Annotated in this window: 30 protein-coding genes and 1 tRNA gene; 14 read left to right on the forward strand and 17 right to left on the reverse strand. The window is 41.4% G+C overall.

The genetic code is table 11. The features are described 5' to 3' along the window. Positions 1-3: 3 nt before the first annotated feature. The 16 genes from FTU79_RS00440 to FTU79_RS00515 form a co-directional block, all read right to left on the reverse strand. Positions 4-390 carry a terminase small subunit gene (locus tag FTU79_RS00440; protein WP_180048678.1) on the reverse strand — a complete coding sequence of 129 codons (387 nt, stop codon included), beginning with the start codon at positions 388-390 and terminating at the stop codon, positions 4-6. A 4-nt stretch (positions 391-394) separates the two neighbouring features. Next, positions 395-916, reverse strand: coding sequence for a recombination protein NinB (locus FTU79_RS00445; protein WP_180048679.1), 522 nt, complete (start codon positions 914-916; stop codon positions 395-397). 16 nt (positions 917-932) lie between these two features. Then, positions 933-1,232: a hypothetical protein gene (locus FTU79_RS00450; RefSeq protein ID WP_180048680.1), complete on the reverse strand. Its 300-nt coding sequence runs from the start codon at positions 1,230-1,232 to the stop codon at positions 933-935. Further along, positions 1,232-1,507: a hypothetical protein gene (locus FTU79_RS00455; RefSeq protein ID WP_180048681.1), complete on the reverse strand. Its 276-nt coding sequence runs from the start codon at positions 1,505-1,507 to the stop codon at positions 1,232-1,234. Before FTU79_RS00455 ends, FTU79_RS00450 begins: the two co-directional genes overlap by 1 nt. Further along, complete coding sequence (locus FTU79_RS16655) at positions 1,494-1,781, reverse strand: hypothetical protein (RefSeq protein WP_306669878.1); 288 nt, start codon at positions 1,779-1,781, stop codon at positions 1,494-1,496. The genes FTU79_RS00455 and FTU79_RS16655 overlap by 14 nt, the downstream gene beginning before the upstream one ends. Positions 1,782-2,220: 439 nt before the next feature. Further along, positions 2,221-2,760, reverse strand: coding sequence for a hypothetical protein (locus FTU79_RS00465; RefSeq protein ID WP_180048682.1), 540 nt, complete (start codon positions 2,758-2,760; stop codon positions 2,221-2,223). A 10-nt stretch (positions 2,761-2,770) separates the two neighbouring features. Next, entirely contained in the window at positions 2,771-3,283 is a 513-nt protein-coding gene (locus FTU79_RS16660) for a RusA family crossover junction endodeoxyribonuclease (RefSeq protein WP_180048771.1), read from the reverse strand. Between the two features lie 350 nt (positions 3,284-3,633). Continuing rightward, entirely contained in the window at positions 3,634-4,224 is a 591-nt protein-coding gene (locus FTU79_RS00475; protein WP_180048683.1) for a hypothetical protein, read from the reverse strand. Continuing rightward, positions 4,221-4,484 carry a winged helix-turn-helix domain-containing protein gene (locus tag FTU79_RS00480; protein WP_180048684.1) on the reverse strand — a complete coding sequence of 88 codons (264 nt, stop codon included), beginning with the start codon at positions 4,482-4,484 and terminating at the stop codon, positions 4,221-4,223. Before FTU79_RS00480 ends, FTU79_RS00475 begins: the two co-directional genes overlap by 4 nt. After that, positions 4,481-4,708, reverse strand: coding sequence for a hypothetical protein (locus FTU79_RS00485; RefSeq protein WP_180048685.1), 228 nt, complete (start codon positions 4,706-4,708; stop codon positions 4,481-4,483). Before FTU79_RS00485 ends, FTU79_RS00480 begins: the two co-directional genes overlap by 4 nt. Continuing rightward, positions 4,705-6,024, reverse strand: coding sequence for a DnaB-like helicase C-terminal domain-containing protein (locus FTU79_RS00490; RefSeq protein ID WP_180048686.1), 1,320 nt, complete (start codon positions 6,022-6,024; stop codon positions 4,705-4,707). Before FTU79_RS00490 ends, FTU79_RS00485 begins: the two co-directional genes overlap by 4 nt. After that, positions 6,024-6,890, reverse strand: coding sequence for an Lrp/AsnC family transcriptional regulator (locus FTU79_RS00495; protein WP_257224216.1), 867 nt, complete (start codon positions 6,888-6,890; stop codon positions 6,024-6,026). Before FTU79_RS00495 ends, FTU79_RS00490 begins: the two co-directional genes overlap by 1 nt. Then, entirely contained in the window at positions 6,883-7,053 is a 171-nt protein-coding gene (locus tag FTU79_RS00500; protein ID WP_180048688.1) for a hypothetical protein, read from the reverse strand. Before FTU79_RS00500 ends, FTU79_RS00495 begins: the two co-directional genes overlap by 8 nt. Next, a complete protein-coding gene (locus FTU79_RS00505; RefSeq protein ID WP_257224217.1) occupies positions 7,053-7,742 on the reverse strand; it encodes a phage antirepressor KilAC domain-containing protein in 690 nt (229 codons plus the stop codon). The genes FTU79_RS00500 and FTU79_RS00505 overlap by 1 nt, the downstream gene beginning before the upstream one ends. A gap of 14 nt (positions 7,743-7,756) precedes the next feature. After that, positions 7,757-8,056 carry a hypothetical protein gene (locus FTU79_RS00510; protein ID WP_180048689.1) on the reverse strand — a complete coding sequence of 100 codons (300 nt, stop codon included), beginning with the start codon at positions 8,054-8,056 and terminating at the stop codon, positions 7,757-7,759. A 2-nt stretch (positions 8,057-8,058) separates the two neighbouring features. After that, positions 8,059-8,274 carry a hypothetical protein gene (locus FTU79_RS00515; protein WP_180048690.1) on the reverse strand — a complete coding sequence of 72 codons (216 nt, stop codon included), beginning with the start codon at positions 8,272-8,274 and terminating at the stop codon, positions 8,059-8,061. A 91-nt stretch (positions 8,275-8,365) separates the two neighbouring features. Between FTU79_RS00515 and FTU79_RS00520 the strand changes: the two genes are divergently transcribed. From FTU79_RS00520 to FTU79_RS00585, 14 genes are all read left to right on the forward strand, one after another. Then, entirely contained in the window at positions 8,366-9,034 is a 669-nt protein-coding gene (locus FTU79_RS00520; protein ID WP_180048691.1) for a S24 family peptidase, read from the forward strand. Positions 9,035-9,215: 181 nt separating this feature from the next. Next, positions 9,216-9,458 carry a hypothetical protein gene (locus FTU79_RS00525; protein WP_180048692.1) on the forward strand — a complete coding sequence of 81 codons (243 nt, stop codon included), beginning with the start codon at positions 9,216-9,218 and terminating at the stop codon, positions 9,456-9,458. Further along, positions 9,458-9,847 carry a zinc-finger-containing protein gene (locus tag FTU79_RS00530; RefSeq protein WP_180048693.1) on the forward strand — a complete coding sequence of 130 codons (390 nt, stop codon included), beginning with the start codon at positions 9,458-9,460 and terminating at the stop codon, positions 9,845-9,847. The genes FTU79_RS00525 and FTU79_RS00530 overlap by 1 nt, the downstream gene beginning before the upstream one ends. Next, complete coding sequence (locus tag FTU79_RS00535; RefSeq protein WP_180048694.1) at positions 9,844-10,278, forward strand: hypothetical protein; 435 nt, start codon at positions 9,844-9,846, stop codon at positions 10,276-10,278. Before FTU79_RS00530 ends, FTU79_RS00535 begins: the two co-directional genes overlap by 4 nt. Continuing rightward, entirely contained in the window at positions 10,275-11,285 is a 1,011-nt protein-coding gene (locus tag FTU79_RS00540) for a hypothetical protein (protein WP_180048695.1), read from the forward strand. The genes FTU79_RS00535 and FTU79_RS00540 overlap by 4 nt, the downstream gene beginning before the upstream one ends. Before the next feature lie 11 nt (positions 11,286-11,296). Beyond that, positions 11,297-12,088, forward strand: a complete 792-nt coding sequence (gene bet, locus FTU79_RS00545) for a phage recombination protein Bet (RefSeq protein WP_180048696.1) — start codon at positions 11,297-11,299, stop codon at positions 12,086-12,088. Next, positions 12,069-12,689, forward strand: a complete 621-nt coding sequence (locus FTU79_RS00550; RefSeq protein ID WP_180048697.1) for a lambda exonuclease family protein — start codon at positions 12,069-12,071, stop codon at positions 12,687-12,689. The genes bet and FTU79_RS00550 overlap by 20 nt, the downstream gene beginning before the upstream one ends. Then, positions 12,686-12,919: a hypothetical protein gene (locus tag FTU79_RS00555; protein WP_180048698.1), complete on the forward strand. Its 234-nt coding sequence runs from the start codon at positions 12,686-12,688 to the stop codon at positions 12,917-12,919. Before FTU79_RS00550 ends, FTU79_RS00555 begins: the two co-directional genes overlap by 4 nt. After that, positions 12,916-13,200, forward strand: a complete 285-nt coding sequence (locus FTU79_RS00560) for a hypothetical protein (protein WP_257224218.1) — start codon at positions 12,916-12,918, stop codon at positions 13,198-13,200. Before FTU79_RS00555 ends, FTU79_RS00560 begins: the two co-directional genes overlap by 4 nt. Continuing rightward, entirely contained in the window at positions 13,200-13,403 is a 204-nt protein-coding gene (locus FTU79_RS00565) for a hypothetical protein (RefSeq protein ID WP_180048699.1), read from the forward strand. The genes FTU79_RS00560 and FTU79_RS00565 overlap by 1 nt, the downstream gene beginning before the upstream one ends. Then, positions 13,403-13,801, forward strand: a complete 399-nt coding sequence (locus FTU79_RS00570) for a hypothetical protein (RefSeq protein ID WP_180048700.1) — start codon at positions 13,403-13,405, stop codon at positions 13,799-13,801. The genes FTU79_RS00565 and FTU79_RS00570 overlap by 1 nt, the downstream gene beginning before the upstream one ends. Next, complete coding sequence (locus tag FTU79_RS00575) at positions 13,794-14,108, forward strand: hypothetical protein (RefSeq protein ID WP_180048701.1); 315 nt, start codon at positions 13,794-13,796, stop codon at positions 14,106-14,108. Before FTU79_RS00570 ends, FTU79_RS00575 begins: the two co-directional genes overlap by 8 nt. Then, entirely contained in the window at positions 14,105-14,473 is a 369-nt protein-coding gene (locus tag FTU79_RS00580; protein WP_180048702.1) for a hypothetical protein, read from the forward strand. The genes FTU79_RS00575 and FTU79_RS00580 overlap by 4 nt, the downstream gene beginning before the upstream one ends. Beyond that, positions 14,470-14,736 (forward strand): hypothetical protein, encoded by a 267-nt coding sequence (locus tag FTU79_RS00585; protein WP_180048703.1) that lies wholly within the window; start codon positions 14,470-14,472, stop codon positions 14,734-14,736. The genes FTU79_RS00580 and FTU79_RS00585 overlap by 4 nt, the downstream gene beginning before the upstream one ends. A gap of 81 nt (positions 14,737-14,817) precedes the next feature. Here FTU79_RS00585 and FTU79_RS00590 read toward each other — a convergent pair. Then, positions 14,818-14,893 (reverse strand) — tRNA-Arg (locus FTU79_RS00590). Between the last annotated feature and the right edge of the window lie 150 nt (positions 14,894-15,043).

A 15,043-nucleotide genomic window follows, 5' to 3' on the forward strand; every position in this document is an offset into this window, starting at 1 on the left:
TCCTTAGTCAATTACTCGCCTTGTAATAGTTACGTTAATGTCACCACCATTGGGACCTGAATGCTCAATTTTGTCTTTAAACATGCCCAAGTGCTTTCCAAGATGCGCCCAAGCGGAAACACGCGCTGATTGGGTTGAGCCCTCTGCATAATCTTGAGCTTCTTTAAGCAGGCCACTCACCACCATATCAACGGTTAATTCTGTGCGTTTTGATACTTGATTTTTCGCTTCTTCGATAGCTTTTAAAACTGAAGTTTTCTGAAGTAGTTGATAGCCAAGCTGCTCTGCCGTCTTTTCACTGTAACCCGCACGAATCGCGGCTTGCGTTGCATTTAGGTCTATCAGATATTCTTCGATAAACCTTTGCTGTTTAGGCGTTAGGTTCGCCATATCTTTATTCCCTCAAATACATTAAATCTTCAGGCACAGTTAAATACACGCCAAGCGTCACATTGGCGAACGCATGGACCTTATCGCAAAACTCAGTGAATTGTTTTTTATTAAGCTTGCTAGACTTCACATGATCTTGAATAAACATCTTAACCACGCGATTGTATTTAGCTGTGTGAGTAAGCTTCTCTTGTCCATCAAGCAATCGCAACACATCACGATAACCCATCACAGCCTCGTAAGCTTCCGCTGCTGCTTCACTATCTCTTACACACATACGAGCTAAGAATTTCTTCTTCATCTTGTACTTAATTGTTTCAGGTTCATAACCAGTATGCTTAGCCAATTGACCAAACCACATATGCAATAAACGATTCTGCGCCTTGCTTCGATCTTCTTGCTTCTGATCTATACGCACTACCAACGGCTTACCATCATTAATCGCCTGAGTGTAATTGGTATGCATGAAGTTAATGGCTTTGGTGATGTCGGCATGTGACTGGATAGGAAACACGGCTTTTTGCATTTCCTGCTCCAAATAATTATTCAACTTTTTCGTAAGTCGCTTCAAAGATATCTGGCTTACATGGATAAAAATCACGATCACCAGTCGGAAATGCTTCTTTGATAATGTAATCACCTTTCAAGGCTTTCATTACGCCTTCTTTGGTTTCAATTAACAGGCTAAAAATAGGTGGTCCCATGCCAACTTCATAGGCGGTGTCAATTTCTAGTTCAGCAATAAGTGATCGACCAACAAAAGCCTCAACCTCTGCCTTGTTGGCATTACCATTCCACCGAATAGCATCAACAATAACGGGCTTCTTTCTGTACTTACCCATCAAAACACCTCTCTATCTTCCATCACCAACATCCGCTCAACTCTCACCAACCACTTCTCAAACATGGCTTCACTTTCTGCCCGACTGCCTAATTCAAAACGATCAAACGCAGCATGGCATTTAAAACAAAGCGGCACGGTGTATTCATCACTGGCTTTAATCGATCTACCCTTACCATGCTTCGCTGAATTGGAATGAGCAGCCTGACTATCTGGATTGCCGCATCGAACACACGGAAGCTTACGAATCTCAGCGAGTCGCTTAGGACTGCGCATTGAGTTGCTTCTCTATGTTGTAAATCTGCCTGCCAATCTTCTTTAATTCAGCACCACAGTCTTGTTTAAATGCATGGCTTGAAAAGAGATGGTTGTAATTCATTAACCGCGCCTGGTTTGCTTTAAGTATTTCTAAGTTTTTAGATGCTTCGACACGATCAACCATAACCACCACCAATAAGAAAAGAAAAACCCCACTCAAATCTCCAGAATTGAGCAGGGCCTTATGTGCCGTAATACATCCAGCAAAAGCCACCGAAGTGACGAGGGTCAATTAATTTCTTTCAAACAGCTTCGACAAACCTCTATCTCATCACCATCAATCGTGTGATCAATTTCAACCGCACCATGAAAGCCGAATAAGCATTTTAAAAATTGGAGCATGTTTTCTCCTTATTTCATTGCAAATCTAAATAACTAAAAATAACTAAATCTGTCTGAAATAATGTCAGTAATTCTGTCAGTAATTTATTTATTAAAACCAATGATTTATTTTATTTTTTAGCTAAAACATGCCGCAATAATGTCAGTAATTCTGTCAGTAATCTGGGTGGCGGTAATCAATTTAAAAACCACTAGAAATTAATAGGAACCGCCATAACGCAAAAAGCCCACATTTCTGTGAGCCTTTACGGTAACTACCAGTCTTTCCTGATTGTCATTTGCTTTCAAGTGGCTTGCGTATAGTTTTGCCACTATACAAAAAATATAGCTTAGCGACGGCTACGTGTCAATTCCTTTCTGTACTCATCTACATAAAAATCAATTTCTTCCATGAATCCTTCAAGGATATTTTCAGCCATATAGCTTAGGTACTTGTATCGCTTTCCGTAAGTATCAGCATTAACCTCTGTAATCCCAAAAAAATTAAGCTGACCTTGTGCTGTACGCTCACCTTTAAGTCGTGGTCGCAAGTTATAAAATACCGCCATTTTTGCCAATTTCAAACAAAATGCCTCAAGGTTGAACTTTTGGCGCTGCACCTTTTCCTCTGCTGCATAATGTAGAATTTTGGCAATGTAACTGCACAGAATCTTAAACGCCTCTGTATTATCTCGATAATCACCCCACACCAATAATTCACAGTATGCTTTACATGCTGGGCATTCGATTGAAGCAATAGCACCGCAGCGATCTTCCCATGATGGACCTTTCTCGCCAGTGCCCTTCGGGTCCTCGGCATATTCAATCGCTTTAAGACCAATCTGAGTAAGCCATTCAAGATTTGTCATTTTTTCTGTCGCCGCATTCATCCCAATCCCCTCAAACCTTTAACTTTTCAACTTGAATAATCAACTTCCCGCCTTTTTCTGATGGCAACCGCTTTACAAGCAATTCATCCACCTGAGAATCATCCAGAATCAACCCACCTTTTGACAAAGCGTCGAAGCAAGGCTTCACGATGTTATCGATGTCACGTATTTTTGCGTCAGGTGGCGCATATTCGATCTTTACGCGAACTCTGCCCTGATACCCTGTCGGCTCGATAAAACGCTTCATAACGTCAATAAAGTGGATTGCACGCTTACTTAATCGATTGGTCTTATTAGCCCCACGTATCCAATAGTGATTCACCGAAGGAGGTGTGATTAAAACCTCACACCAGAGCAATTCATCATTCATCACACCAAACCCTTTTCCTTCGACAAGATGAGCCGGAACCTTTGGCATTGGATCTGGATTGGATTTCTTTTTCCCCGACTTGGCTGTTACACCAAATCGAGGGCCAATACCGGCTTTTCGTGCCTGTGCTGCGGTGATACGGAGATTAGTCATTGGCACCTCGCAGGATTTCGCTTGCAATCCTTTTGTAGAGTTCAAAGGCTTCCTGATTGTTTGTGGTTGTTCGACCCACTCGACCACCATGGCTAAGAGGAAGGGTTTTGACTTCTTGTCTTCCATTTCTCCATACGAGAACTTGTTTTGGTTTAATTTCACTCATCCCTCAATCACCCTCGTCGTCGGCGCTATATGATTTCTGATGTCACTCACATGGTCAGTGCGGTCGTGGTCTGCAATGGCAGCCCTCAACTCATCCAAATCAAATACATGTGTATCTGTCTCATAGGTATCACAACCATCAGGCGCCCCAGCCACAATTTCCCGCATTTGTTCGATTGTTAGGTTCATGCTGCTAACTCCTGTAAACGACACTTTCTGCGCATTCCGCGACTCACACGCTCTGCTTTAAACTTGTTGTAAGACTCAAAATCTTTAAATTTCACATCTGCTTTCATGTAGCACATGCACTTAAACAGCTTGTAACCCTTGTCTAAAAATGGCTTATGCACATCATCAGTTTCTTTCTCTAAACCTTTCCATCTGCGTTTAAATCCATGCTCGTCCATCACTTTTTTATCACTACCACCAAGCTTGAATTGATCGTATGTCATAGCAGGAACATCAAACTGCACTGCTGATGTTTGAATGTCTGCTGGGTCGTCCTTGTGGTAGTAATACGAGTCCATACCCACAAAAAACGCAGTGTCATCGACCATCAAATCCCAAAAAATCGGCACAATCAGATCACCATCGAAATACTCATACATACCCTCGATACTTTCTTTTTGTGACAGGCCAGCAGCTTTCAATCTGTCTGATGCTTCGGTTAATTCAACATCATCAAACGATGACCAAAGCTCATAAGTTTTAGCCAATTCATTTCGATACAGATTGACCAACTTATTCGGGTTATATTTCTTATTGCGCTTTTTCATCCCTGCACTCCAAATAGTTGTTTTGCTTTTTCGGTTAAAAAATACCGTGCATCATCACAATGACCACCCAACACTCGACGCACATATCCTGCACGCTCTAAGCCTTTTAAGTACCTTTGCGCGCTTCTCAGACTTAAATCAGGCAATACTTGTTCTCTCAATTCAGAAGTTGATGCGACTGGCGTAGTTTGAATGGCTTGCAAAACCGTAATAACGCGCTCAAAAACTGCAATTTGATTTACTTCGGTTTTATTCCTCACACCTCACCTCCTAACACCGCGCCAAATTCACCAATCAACCCAAGCTGCTCCTTACACCACATTTTTCGAAATTCTTTTTCTTCTTGACTTACTTGCGTCACAGCCAAATTTTCAAACATCGCTCTACCCGCAGACTTTGCCCGAAGCATGTTATTTGGATCGCAATTCAATTCAGGACTAAGCACCGCATTGCTGAACTGTGATAAGTATTCGAGTCTGTTCACACCCCACCTCCTGCTTCTTCAACCTGTACCGATGTGAAGCGACACACATCCAATTGATCTTGAACCAGTACGATTCCTTTCTTGCCATGACGGTTTTTAGTCACCAGCACCTCAGTCACACCAGTCGGCATCAAATCCTCTGATTGCAGTTTTGGATGTAATAAAACGATCTGGTCTGCATCCTGTTCAATCTGACCCGATTCTTTAATGTCTGAACTCTTAGGACGTGAGCCTTTATCTGCATCACGGTTTAACTGGACCAATGCAATCACAGGGCATTCAAATTCTTTCGCCATTGATTTGAGTTCACGACTAATGGATGCCACCTCTTGAATGCGGTCTCTTTGGCTTGGATTGCGAAGAAGTTGCAAGTAGTCAATAACGATGCATCCAAGTCCTATCTTCTTGTAGCGGCGCTCTGCTTTGCGTACATAGGTACGAACTTCGCTTAATGTTGGCTTTTGCTTCGGCTCAATCCAAATTGGCAACTTTGCATAGGCAGCTTGCGCATCCGTGAATGACTTCATCACACCTGATGACATACGAGCATTGTGTAATTCATCGTAAGGAATGAAGCTCAGTGCGCTAATCATGCGATTGGCTAGGGTCTCTTTATCCATCTCAGCCGACACAAACAACACACCCTTGTTTTTAAGTGCTGTATCTAAAGCCAGCATTTGAGCCAAAGTTGATTTACCCGAACCTGGTCTACCACCAACAACACACAAATGACCTTTTTGTACTGTGCCAATTAGGTTGTCCAAAGTAGGAAGATTGAATCTCACTCCAGCGGGTTTACCCTGTGCCATTGCTTCGGCTTTTTCGATCATCTTTTTCAAAGCGCTATCAATTGAATCTTCAAAACTTGCGCCCAAGTTATTCTGATCCTGATTGTCTGATCCGCTAAATAAACCCTCTGCTTCAGCAAAGACATCATCCAGATTTAGGTCATGTGCAATCATGGCAATCTTCTTGCCGATTTCCTCAACCTTGCGATGTGATTTCAGTTTGTTGAGTTCAGATACATAGCTACCCAAGTTATAAAAACTTGATGGTGCTTCAGACATAAGCGTCATCAGGTAGTCAGTTGCATCAATCAATGATTTGCTTTGATTTAGCTTCTGTTCAACCAGTACAACGTCATAAGGTTTTCCAGTGTCAGCCAATTCTGAAATTGCTTTAAAAATCTCTTGGTGCTTTGTTGAGAAGAAGCAGTCTTGCGTTAAATCACCTGCAACAGTTTCATAAGAGTTTTGAACTGTCATCAATGCAGCAAGAACACATTGTTCGATTGCGATGTTGTGAATATCAGACATTACCAAGCTCCTTTTACTGTTTTAAGGTTTTGAGGTGCTTCTGGTTGTGCTGATTTAGATTCACCAATTAGTGATTCATAGACAGGCTTCCAGTTATAGCGATTTGCAAAACCAATCCATGATTCACTTAAGACAATTCGAGCTGCATCATTTGTACTAATCCCTGCATTACAACTTTCGTGATAATGCTTAATCAGACCTTCAAGGGTTAAAGGTTTTTTAAGTGCTTTACGGTGTTCATTGAATCTTTGAGCTACATCTTTCTCAAGACCAATTGCAATTAATGCCTCTACAGGTTTTTTACCTTTTAAGATTTGAGTTAGCTCAGCAGTGCTTCTTCTAATCTCTGTAGTAATCTCTGTAGTAGTCTTTGTATTTGTATCGAGTTCTAAATGGGGAGCCTCTGCATTTATAACTTGATACCCTCCCAAGTTATAACTTGATAGGGTGGTAACTTTAAACAAGACAGGGGTAATTAAATCAATGAATAAAACATTGTTTAATTTAGTGTTATTTACAGTGATAGTTCGGAAGTGCTTCTTGATCACACCAAAGCTTTCAAGGCGATCTAAGGCATCACGAACTTGAATCTTGGTGAGTCCGAATTGATCTGAAAAACTGCCATAAGAACGCTGCAAAAGGTCTGCTTTAAACTTCTTTTTAATCCCTTTAATCAGGCCTGTTTCTTCATCACGAATTACAGATGGGCGATACCAGTACACGACTTCAGAAAGAATAATGATTGCGTTCACATCAGGCTTTCCATTTGAAAGCTTAAAGGTGCTGAACCAATTAACAGGAATAATATTTCCTTCAAAGTTGAAGTTACCAATAGCATCAACAGTAGAGTTTCCAGTGCTAAGCATTTTTAACTCCTTGTTTAAATTCTTCGTATTCATCCTGTACTTCTTCAATGTGAAACATATCCAGATCAGCGTCATATAGATCGGCAACGGCACATACACGGGAAGCAAAGTCTGGATGCTCTCTGTCGTATTGTTCGATAAATTGGCGGGTTAAGTGGTTCATTAAATAACCCTCTCACTTACAAATTGCTCATGAATCCACTGCTCTCCAATGGTGGTGAACATGGCTTGAGGGTGTCCTGATTCGGTTTGCTTTAATTCACCAAAGCCACGATCAATAAACCATTGTTGAAATACACGGCTGCGCTTGATTGCTTTGTTGTAAACCTTAAAATCCTCTAAAGTTTTATTTAAGACTTTTGCTGACATGCCAAACTTTTGACCAACCTGTGTGGCATTAAGAAGATTTTTTCGATCCGCAACGCTGTCAAAATATTGAACTTTTGGTGCCGCTAGTTCTAATTGACGCGCTTGATCGGCTGCCAGTTGAAGTGCCTCAGCAAATGTTTGAGGTAGTCGCACAGCGTTTTGGTTTTCTAGTTCATACCAACGCTTTACCAGTGCTGCGGTAAACTCTGGGCAAAGTTGAGCAACAATTGTGATGCTGTCTAATTTCCCTTGCTCACCCTTAAAAATGTAAACTTCAACATCGTAAATGCGGTTATTTACTTCCTTTTGCACAACCTCACTGTGAGGACGTGCTATTACGGCATCACGCTTGTCTGTTTTCCCTGAAAGAATCTCTATTGTGCGCTTCACATTGTCGTGACGTTTTTGACAAAGCTCTGCAATTTCCAGACTTGTCATTGATTGTTCAGAACTTACGAACTGTGGTAAAATTGGCATGTTCATATTGACTAGACTCCTTATCGAACATCAGGCTCATCTGTTCCAGCAGATGGGCTTTCTTTTTGGTGTACCAAAGTGCCCGAAGTACACTTTGACCGATTACGCGCTCTTGCCATACGCTCATACTTAGCATCTTCAGCAAGTAGAGCTTTCGCTATGACTTCACGCATCCAGCTACACGTATCTTGCTCATTGGTTTCGCTGGCAACAGCGATTGCATCAAGCATTTCATGTGTAAATTTGATGGTTTTCGGAACGGTGTATTTTCCGCCCAAATACCCTTTTTCGATTGCTTCTTTCAAATCATCCACCCCCATGCTTAGCTCACTTTTTCCGTTCTTTGCTTGTCATTCATGCGGTACTGGCGAAGCTCAAGTGCATCCTGAATGTGCTGCGGAACTTTTCCACCCCACAAATAAACTGTTTGACGTGCGCCAGTTCTTAAGATTCCAATTTTTGCCAGTGCTTCAGCTAACTTCTGATCTGAATCGGCATTGAAGTGTTTCTTAAGAGAGACTACAGAAGAAAAATCCATAGTAAAAAACCCTTAACTAAAATGTTAAATATAATTTACCACACGTAAAATACATTTACAACGCCACTTGTTAAAATGTTTTTACATTGAGATGAGGGAATACCTTGTGAGTATTGGTCAGAGAATTTCAAAATTGATGCTTGATATGGATGTGAGTAATGCAAAGCTTGCTCGCATGATTGGGGTGTCACGCCCAACCATAGGGAATTGGATAGAGGGCAAGTCAGCGCCAACTGGCGAAAATCTTACAAATCTAGCTAACGCACTCAAGGTAGACCCCAACTGGTTGATGTCAGGAAAAGAATCGCAGGTGCGACTGGATAACAATGTGGATCTTTCCCAAAAAATACCTTTTGATGGTCGTCCGGTGCCTGTGATTTCATGGGTGGCGGCAGGCTCACTTTCTTCTATTGAGACTGTGTTAAGAGACACTGAAATTGATGAATGGCTCCCACCAAATAAAGACTGCGGAAAAAGTGGTTACGGCTTAAAAGTAACTGGAATGTCAATGTCGCCTTTCTTTCTTCCAGATGACCGTATTTATGTGAATCCTGAAGTGCAAACTTTTGATTTGCAAACTGGCGATCTAGTTATTATTGCTTGCTATGGAGAAACAGAAGCAACTTTTAAAAAGTTAATTATTGAAGGTGATAATAAGTATTTACAACCATTAAACCCTAATTGGCCAGAGCAGATTATTAAACTTAGTGAAGACTGCCGATTGGTTGGAAAAGTTGTTGGTTTATATCGAAAGATTTAAAAAATAAAATTAATCACGCCCACCTACATGGTGGGTTTTCTTTTGCTTGAAAAAATAATGTTAAATTTATTTTACTGAATCGCTTTACAACTTGTTAAATCTATTTTACTATTCACCTCGCAAACACAAAAAAGCCCCGAACAATCTTGGCGGATGCGGGGCGTGAACTACGAGGTCTATTATGGAACATCAAGAATCAAGTCGTCAACTTATTCGCAAGTTGATATCGAACCAAAACCGCAAGATGGTCGTAAACCTATCTGCGCTTAAATCAAAGCAAGAGCGCCTTGAAAATAGCGCAAAGAATTTCTTCGCTATCGCCCTGCTCTTTTCAATCTTCTTTGGGTTGGCACTAATGGCTTTCTATAAGCACGCTGAGCAAATGGATCGTCAGGCTGTTGTGGCAATTAAGGGAGGTGTGTGATGGAACAACCTATCTGCCCTTATTGCGAAAACAAAGCTGAAGGTGTTGATGGCTCAGCAATCTACCCACACCGCAAAGACTTGTATAGCAAATGGTTTTATCGCTGTACTCCTTGTGATGCTTATGTGGGCTGTCACCCAAACACTAAAAACCCACTTGGTCGCTTGGCAAATGCTGAACTTCGAAAGTTTAAGTCACTCGCTCATCGTGCTTTTGATCCGTTGTGGAAGAAAGGTGGAATGAAACGCAGTGAAGCGTACAAAGCGTTGGCTACCGAAATGAATATTCCAAAAAAAGAATGCCACATCGGGATGTTTGATGTAGGGCAATGCAAACGTGTAATCGCAATTTGCTTAAGCGGAAACCTAAAAATGGAGACAATAGTATGAACATCAAAGCTAACACTTTAATCCTTGCCCCTGTCTTCCCTGATTTTGAAGTGGCAGAGGACATTGTTATTCAAGATGGCAAGGTTGAATTCACGCTCAAGTATCGCTTCGACTTTATCAGTGATGCATCTATCGAATGCAGTATGCCATTACTTGAATGCACACAAGGTTTTGCAGTTGGTGATTCAGATCCGCAGAACTGCCATGAAATTGATATCCCTGCTTTTAAAGCAATCGAAAATACACTGGTAACTGTAATAAAAGCTGATGCTGTAGCAACCAAAGAAGGCGATGAATTTGTCTTACTTCCTGAGCAGTTGCGTGCGTTGAATGTGTCGATTGTGGATTGGTGTGAAGAGCAGTTTTTAAAGGAATCTGAACAGCAAGCTAATTACGTTGCGGAAGATATTGCAGAGGAGATTTACGGATGAATGCGAAATTAGAAATTGAAATTGCCGATCAAAACATTGTTGTATCTGCATTTCGCACACCAGGCGGTACTGCTGAATTATTCGAGCGCATTGCTCAAGAGGCGCGTTCACATGTGCCTGATGTGACCACTAAAAAAGGACGAGATCAGATTGGCTCACTCGCTCTAAAAATTAGTAAATCCAAGACTTTTATTGAGAAGTGTGGCAAGGAATTGGTTGCCGAGCAAAAGGCTCAAATCAAGCTTATTGATGATGACCGCATTGCAACTGTTAAGAAGTTTGATGAACTGCGTAATGAAATCTTGGCGCCGCGTGATGCTTGGGAACAAGCTGAAAAAGATCGTGTGGCAAAGCATGAAAATGCGATTTTGGTTATCAAAGAGCACTTGCAAGAACTCAGCACTCTTGACTCCTCTTGCATCGCAAATCGCATTGAGCATCTAGAAAATTTTGATGTGGATTACACGTTTGAAGAATACGAAGAACAAGCCAAGCTTGCCAAATTTGAAACACTGGAAATATTGCGCAAAGCATTAGCCGACCGTGAAAAGCTTGAAGCTGAGCAGGCTGAATTGGAGCGTTTGCGTCAAGCTGAACAGGCTCGTTTACAGCGTGAACATGAAGAGCGTATTGCCCGTGAAGCTGCTGAGAAAGCGACACGTGAAGCAGAAGAAAAAGCACGTTTTGAAGCTGAGCGTGTTCAGCGCGAAAAAGTTGAATCTGAACAGCGTGAAGCTCGCTTAAAAGCTGAAAAAGAAGCTGCTGAATTGCGTGCCGCTCAAGCTGCTGAAAATGAACGTAAGCGTATTGAAGCAGAACAATTTGCTAAGGCTGAGGCTGAACGTAAAGCAGCTGAAGCGCGTGAAGCTGATGTGGCTCACAAAAAGCAAATCTGTAGTGAAGCGCTTAAAGGTCTGACTGATCTTGGTGTGAATGTTGATCAAGGTAAAGCCATTCTGAACGCAATCAATAAAGGCTTAGTGCCTCACGTTTCGATCAAATTTTAAGGAATAAGAATATGAATGCAGTGGTACAGCAAAATGACATTGTTTTGACTCAAATGCATAAGGTTGCTTTGGCATTTGATATGGCTGATGTTGATCCAGAGCAATTAAAACAAACCTTAATTGACACTGTTTTTAAGGGTGCGAACGACGTTCAACTCGTAAGCCTTTTAATTGTCGCTAACCAGTACAAGCTAAATCCATTTACCAAGGAAATCTACGCCTTCCCTGCCAAAGGTAGTGGTGGCATTGTTCCTGTTGTTGGTGTGGATGGTTGGTCGCGTATCATTAACGACAACCCATTATGCGATGGCATTCAGTTCGAGCAGGATAATGATTCATGCACATGCAAGATTTATCGCAAAGACCGAACTCACCCGACTGTAGTTACAGAGTATTTGGATGAATGCCAGGGTAGTTCAGAACCATGGAAAAAGTACCCTAAGCGCATGTTGCGTCATAAGGCATTGATTCAGTGTGCACGTGTAGCTTTTGGTTTCTCTGGTATTTATGACGAAGATGAAGCTAAGCGAATTGATGAATGCTCAATTAAAACTGTACAAGGTCAGACAAATAATGTTGCTCCAGAAGGTTATCAAGCATTTGAAGATGAGCAACTCCCATTCTTTAAAACTGAGGCGCAGTACGGCACAGATCGTCTTTCACAGGCACATGCTACTTTGCCAAAAAACACATGGTCTAAGCACTTTTGGACCACTCACTCAGCAAGCTTAAAGCAAATCGCTGAACTTGCTGACCAAGCATTAGCACGACAAGGAGAAACTTATGACCATTCTCCAGCGTAGTGAAGGTTGGTTTGCAGATCGCTGCGGCAAAGTGACTGCAAGCCGAATTAAAGATATTGGCGCAAAACCTGTTAAAGGCAAAATGTATAACGCCCTAACATTAACAATTCTTTCTGAGCGCATTACTGGCGTTCAGGAGGAAACTCCAACCTCAAAAGCAATGCAATGGGGTATAGATCAGGAAGAAAATGCGATTGCCGCTTATGAAAATGAGACAGGTAATTTTGTTAAAGGCACAGGGTTAATTGATCATCCAGTCATTAAATTAAGCGGTGCATCGCCTGATGGATTAATTAATTTAGATGGTCAAATTGAGGTTAAGTGCCCTGCTACAACAACTCATTTGAACACGTTACTCACTAAAGAAGTGCCTGCGGAATACATCCCGCAGATTACTTGGCAATTGGCGTGTACTCGTCGTAAATGGTGTGACTTTATTAGCTTTGATCCTCGCCTGCCTGAGCATCTGCAAATTGTGATTATTCGGGTATTTGCAAAAGATTTAGACATTGCAGGTGTTGAGCAAGCAGTCATTAATTTCAACATTGTCGTCGATAAAGCAATGGCTGAGTTGAATGCAGAGTATGAGGTGGCAGCATGAAATTCATAAAAATTGGCAACACAATTCTTAATGTTTCACAGATTGAGTGCGTCACTGAAAACCTTGTCACTGTTGGTTATTCAGGTGCTGACGACCTGCCATTTGGTGATGAAATTAGGAAAGTGAAAGGCATTCAGGTTTATATGATCAATGCATCTAGCCAAGGCGGTTGCTTTGTTTTTGAAAATGAAACCATTGAATCATTTTATGAAAAAATGGTGGCAGCATGATCTTCCGCATCAAAAATAAACATGCCGATGGCTTCAAAATTTGGTTAGAAAAGCTCGGTTATGTGAAGAAAGTCCTTGCAGATGGTAGCTGTACTTTCAGCGGCAAAGGCACCCGTAAGGCTTTGAGCTATGTGTTTGTAAAAAATGATTTAACAGGCAATGCGGCGTGCCAAGTGTTATTTGATGAATATGAAATGCACTTGCGCAGCCCTGCTATATCAGATGAAACGAATGAAAATTTAGCGCGTGTCGTGGCTAATCAAATAATGAAGGTGGTGTGATGGAGCAAATCACAAATAAAGAAATTCGCGCACTGCTTATTGCTGTTGAAACCATTGCGGTTAGACCTGCGCAAGCGACACAAAAAGAGCTAATGATTGCACCCGCTCTTTTTAAAAAATTAATGGAAGATCGCACACAAGGTGTGATTTCAATTCAGGTGCTTATTGATGGAAAGCATATAAATATTGAGGCGGTAGCGTGATGGATATTCAGAGAGAAAGAGAAGCGTTTGAAAGATTGCCTTTAGCTGAATTGGCAATCAAAAGTGAATATGTTTATTACAACGAAGAAACAAATTCATATTGGCCCAATGAGGATTTTTGCCCTAGCGATGCCCCTGAAACAATGAACTTTGCTTGGAAAGCATGGCAAGCAGCCAAAGCCCAAGCGGTGCCGGAATGGATTGACTACACAAAGCAGTCACCGCGTATTGATGGTCGCTATCAAATATTTATTAGTGGAGAGCAAATTACTGCTGACTGGCAATCACCTTTTGGATTTTCAGATCCAGTTGAAGGCGAAGCGCTTATTCAGGGCTTGATTAGTCACTGGGGAATGTTGCCTGAACCGCCGAAACCACAGGAGCCAACCAATGACTGAAATTCAATTAACAAAACCCCAATTCGCTCAGCTCCAAATTGACAACTTAACTTCAAAAGATATGCCCTACTTTGAAAATTGGGATGCGCAAGAAATTGGATTGTTTAATGCAATTGTGAATGCAGTCGATTACGACAATGAGTTTACTTTCAATATGCGTGGGTGGTCTCGTCAGCGTGTAGTGAATGGCACAGGCGGCATGATCGAAGTAAATGAAATGAACGCGGATGAGCTATACCACTTGTTTAGTTGTTATTTGAGTGGGTTGCCTAGAAATGTGATGGAAAGCTTGAAGGAGGTGTCATGAATCTAATTGAGCAGTTGGGTGGGTATGATGCGGCTAAAGAAAAATATCAAAGTCTTAGTGATTCGGATGTGGTAACTATTGGTCCTTTCGAGGTTCCGGCAAAGCCTTATTTTAAAGATGAGCTTCTAGAATACCGCCGCCAGCACAATATTTTTGAGGTTGGGGATAAGGTAGTTTCAATCAACAGCGCATTTATTGAATATCAAGGCGTTTTAAATATTGATTTTATTGATAAATTCAACCTAATGCTTTCAGATGATAGCAAGGGATTCGAGGTTAATGCTATTTGCGGATGGAGTAAGATTATTCGACACGCCACCGATGAAGAAATCAAAGCGGGTAAAAGATTGGAGGTAGCAATATGACAGCAATGGCAAATATGGGCAGCTTGGTTGTTGCCCTGCCACCTTCAGACATTTGGTTGACAGATGATCAGGCGGCAGAATTTTTAGGATATGGTGGTGTGTATTTCAAATCATCCATTATTTGCTTAAAAGGTTTTCCAAAACCAAGATACATTACAGAAACCACAAAAGGTCGAAGATGGAACCTTAAAAAACTATCTGACTGGTTAAGTGAACGACCTGAAGATTTGAAAATTAAGACAGGCAGACCCCGCAAAATATAGCGGGGTTTTTCTTGTTTAAAATATGGATTACGCCAATATTACGCCAAAGTGCATATAAGTTATTGTTCTTATAGTATGTATTGGTGCGCTCAGCGGGACTCGAACCCACGCCACAGGCTTCGGAGACCTGTACTCTATCCAGTTGAGCTATGAGCGCTTATTTTGGATTGCGCACATCATAACAAAAAAAACTGTAAGGTAAAGCAACTATATAGATGTTAGGTATTTTTCTGCTTAAGCTTTATACAACGTTCTATTTTTAAAATGCAGAATTCCATACGATTTACTTGGTTTATTTGCCCCGATA

Origin of the sequence: Acinetobacter sp. YH12144 (assembly GCF_013418345.1) — a bacterium.
Taxonomy (GTDB): Bacteria; Pseudomonadota; Gammaproteobacteria; order Pseudomonadales; family Moraxellaceae; genus Acinetobacter; species Acinetobacter amyesii.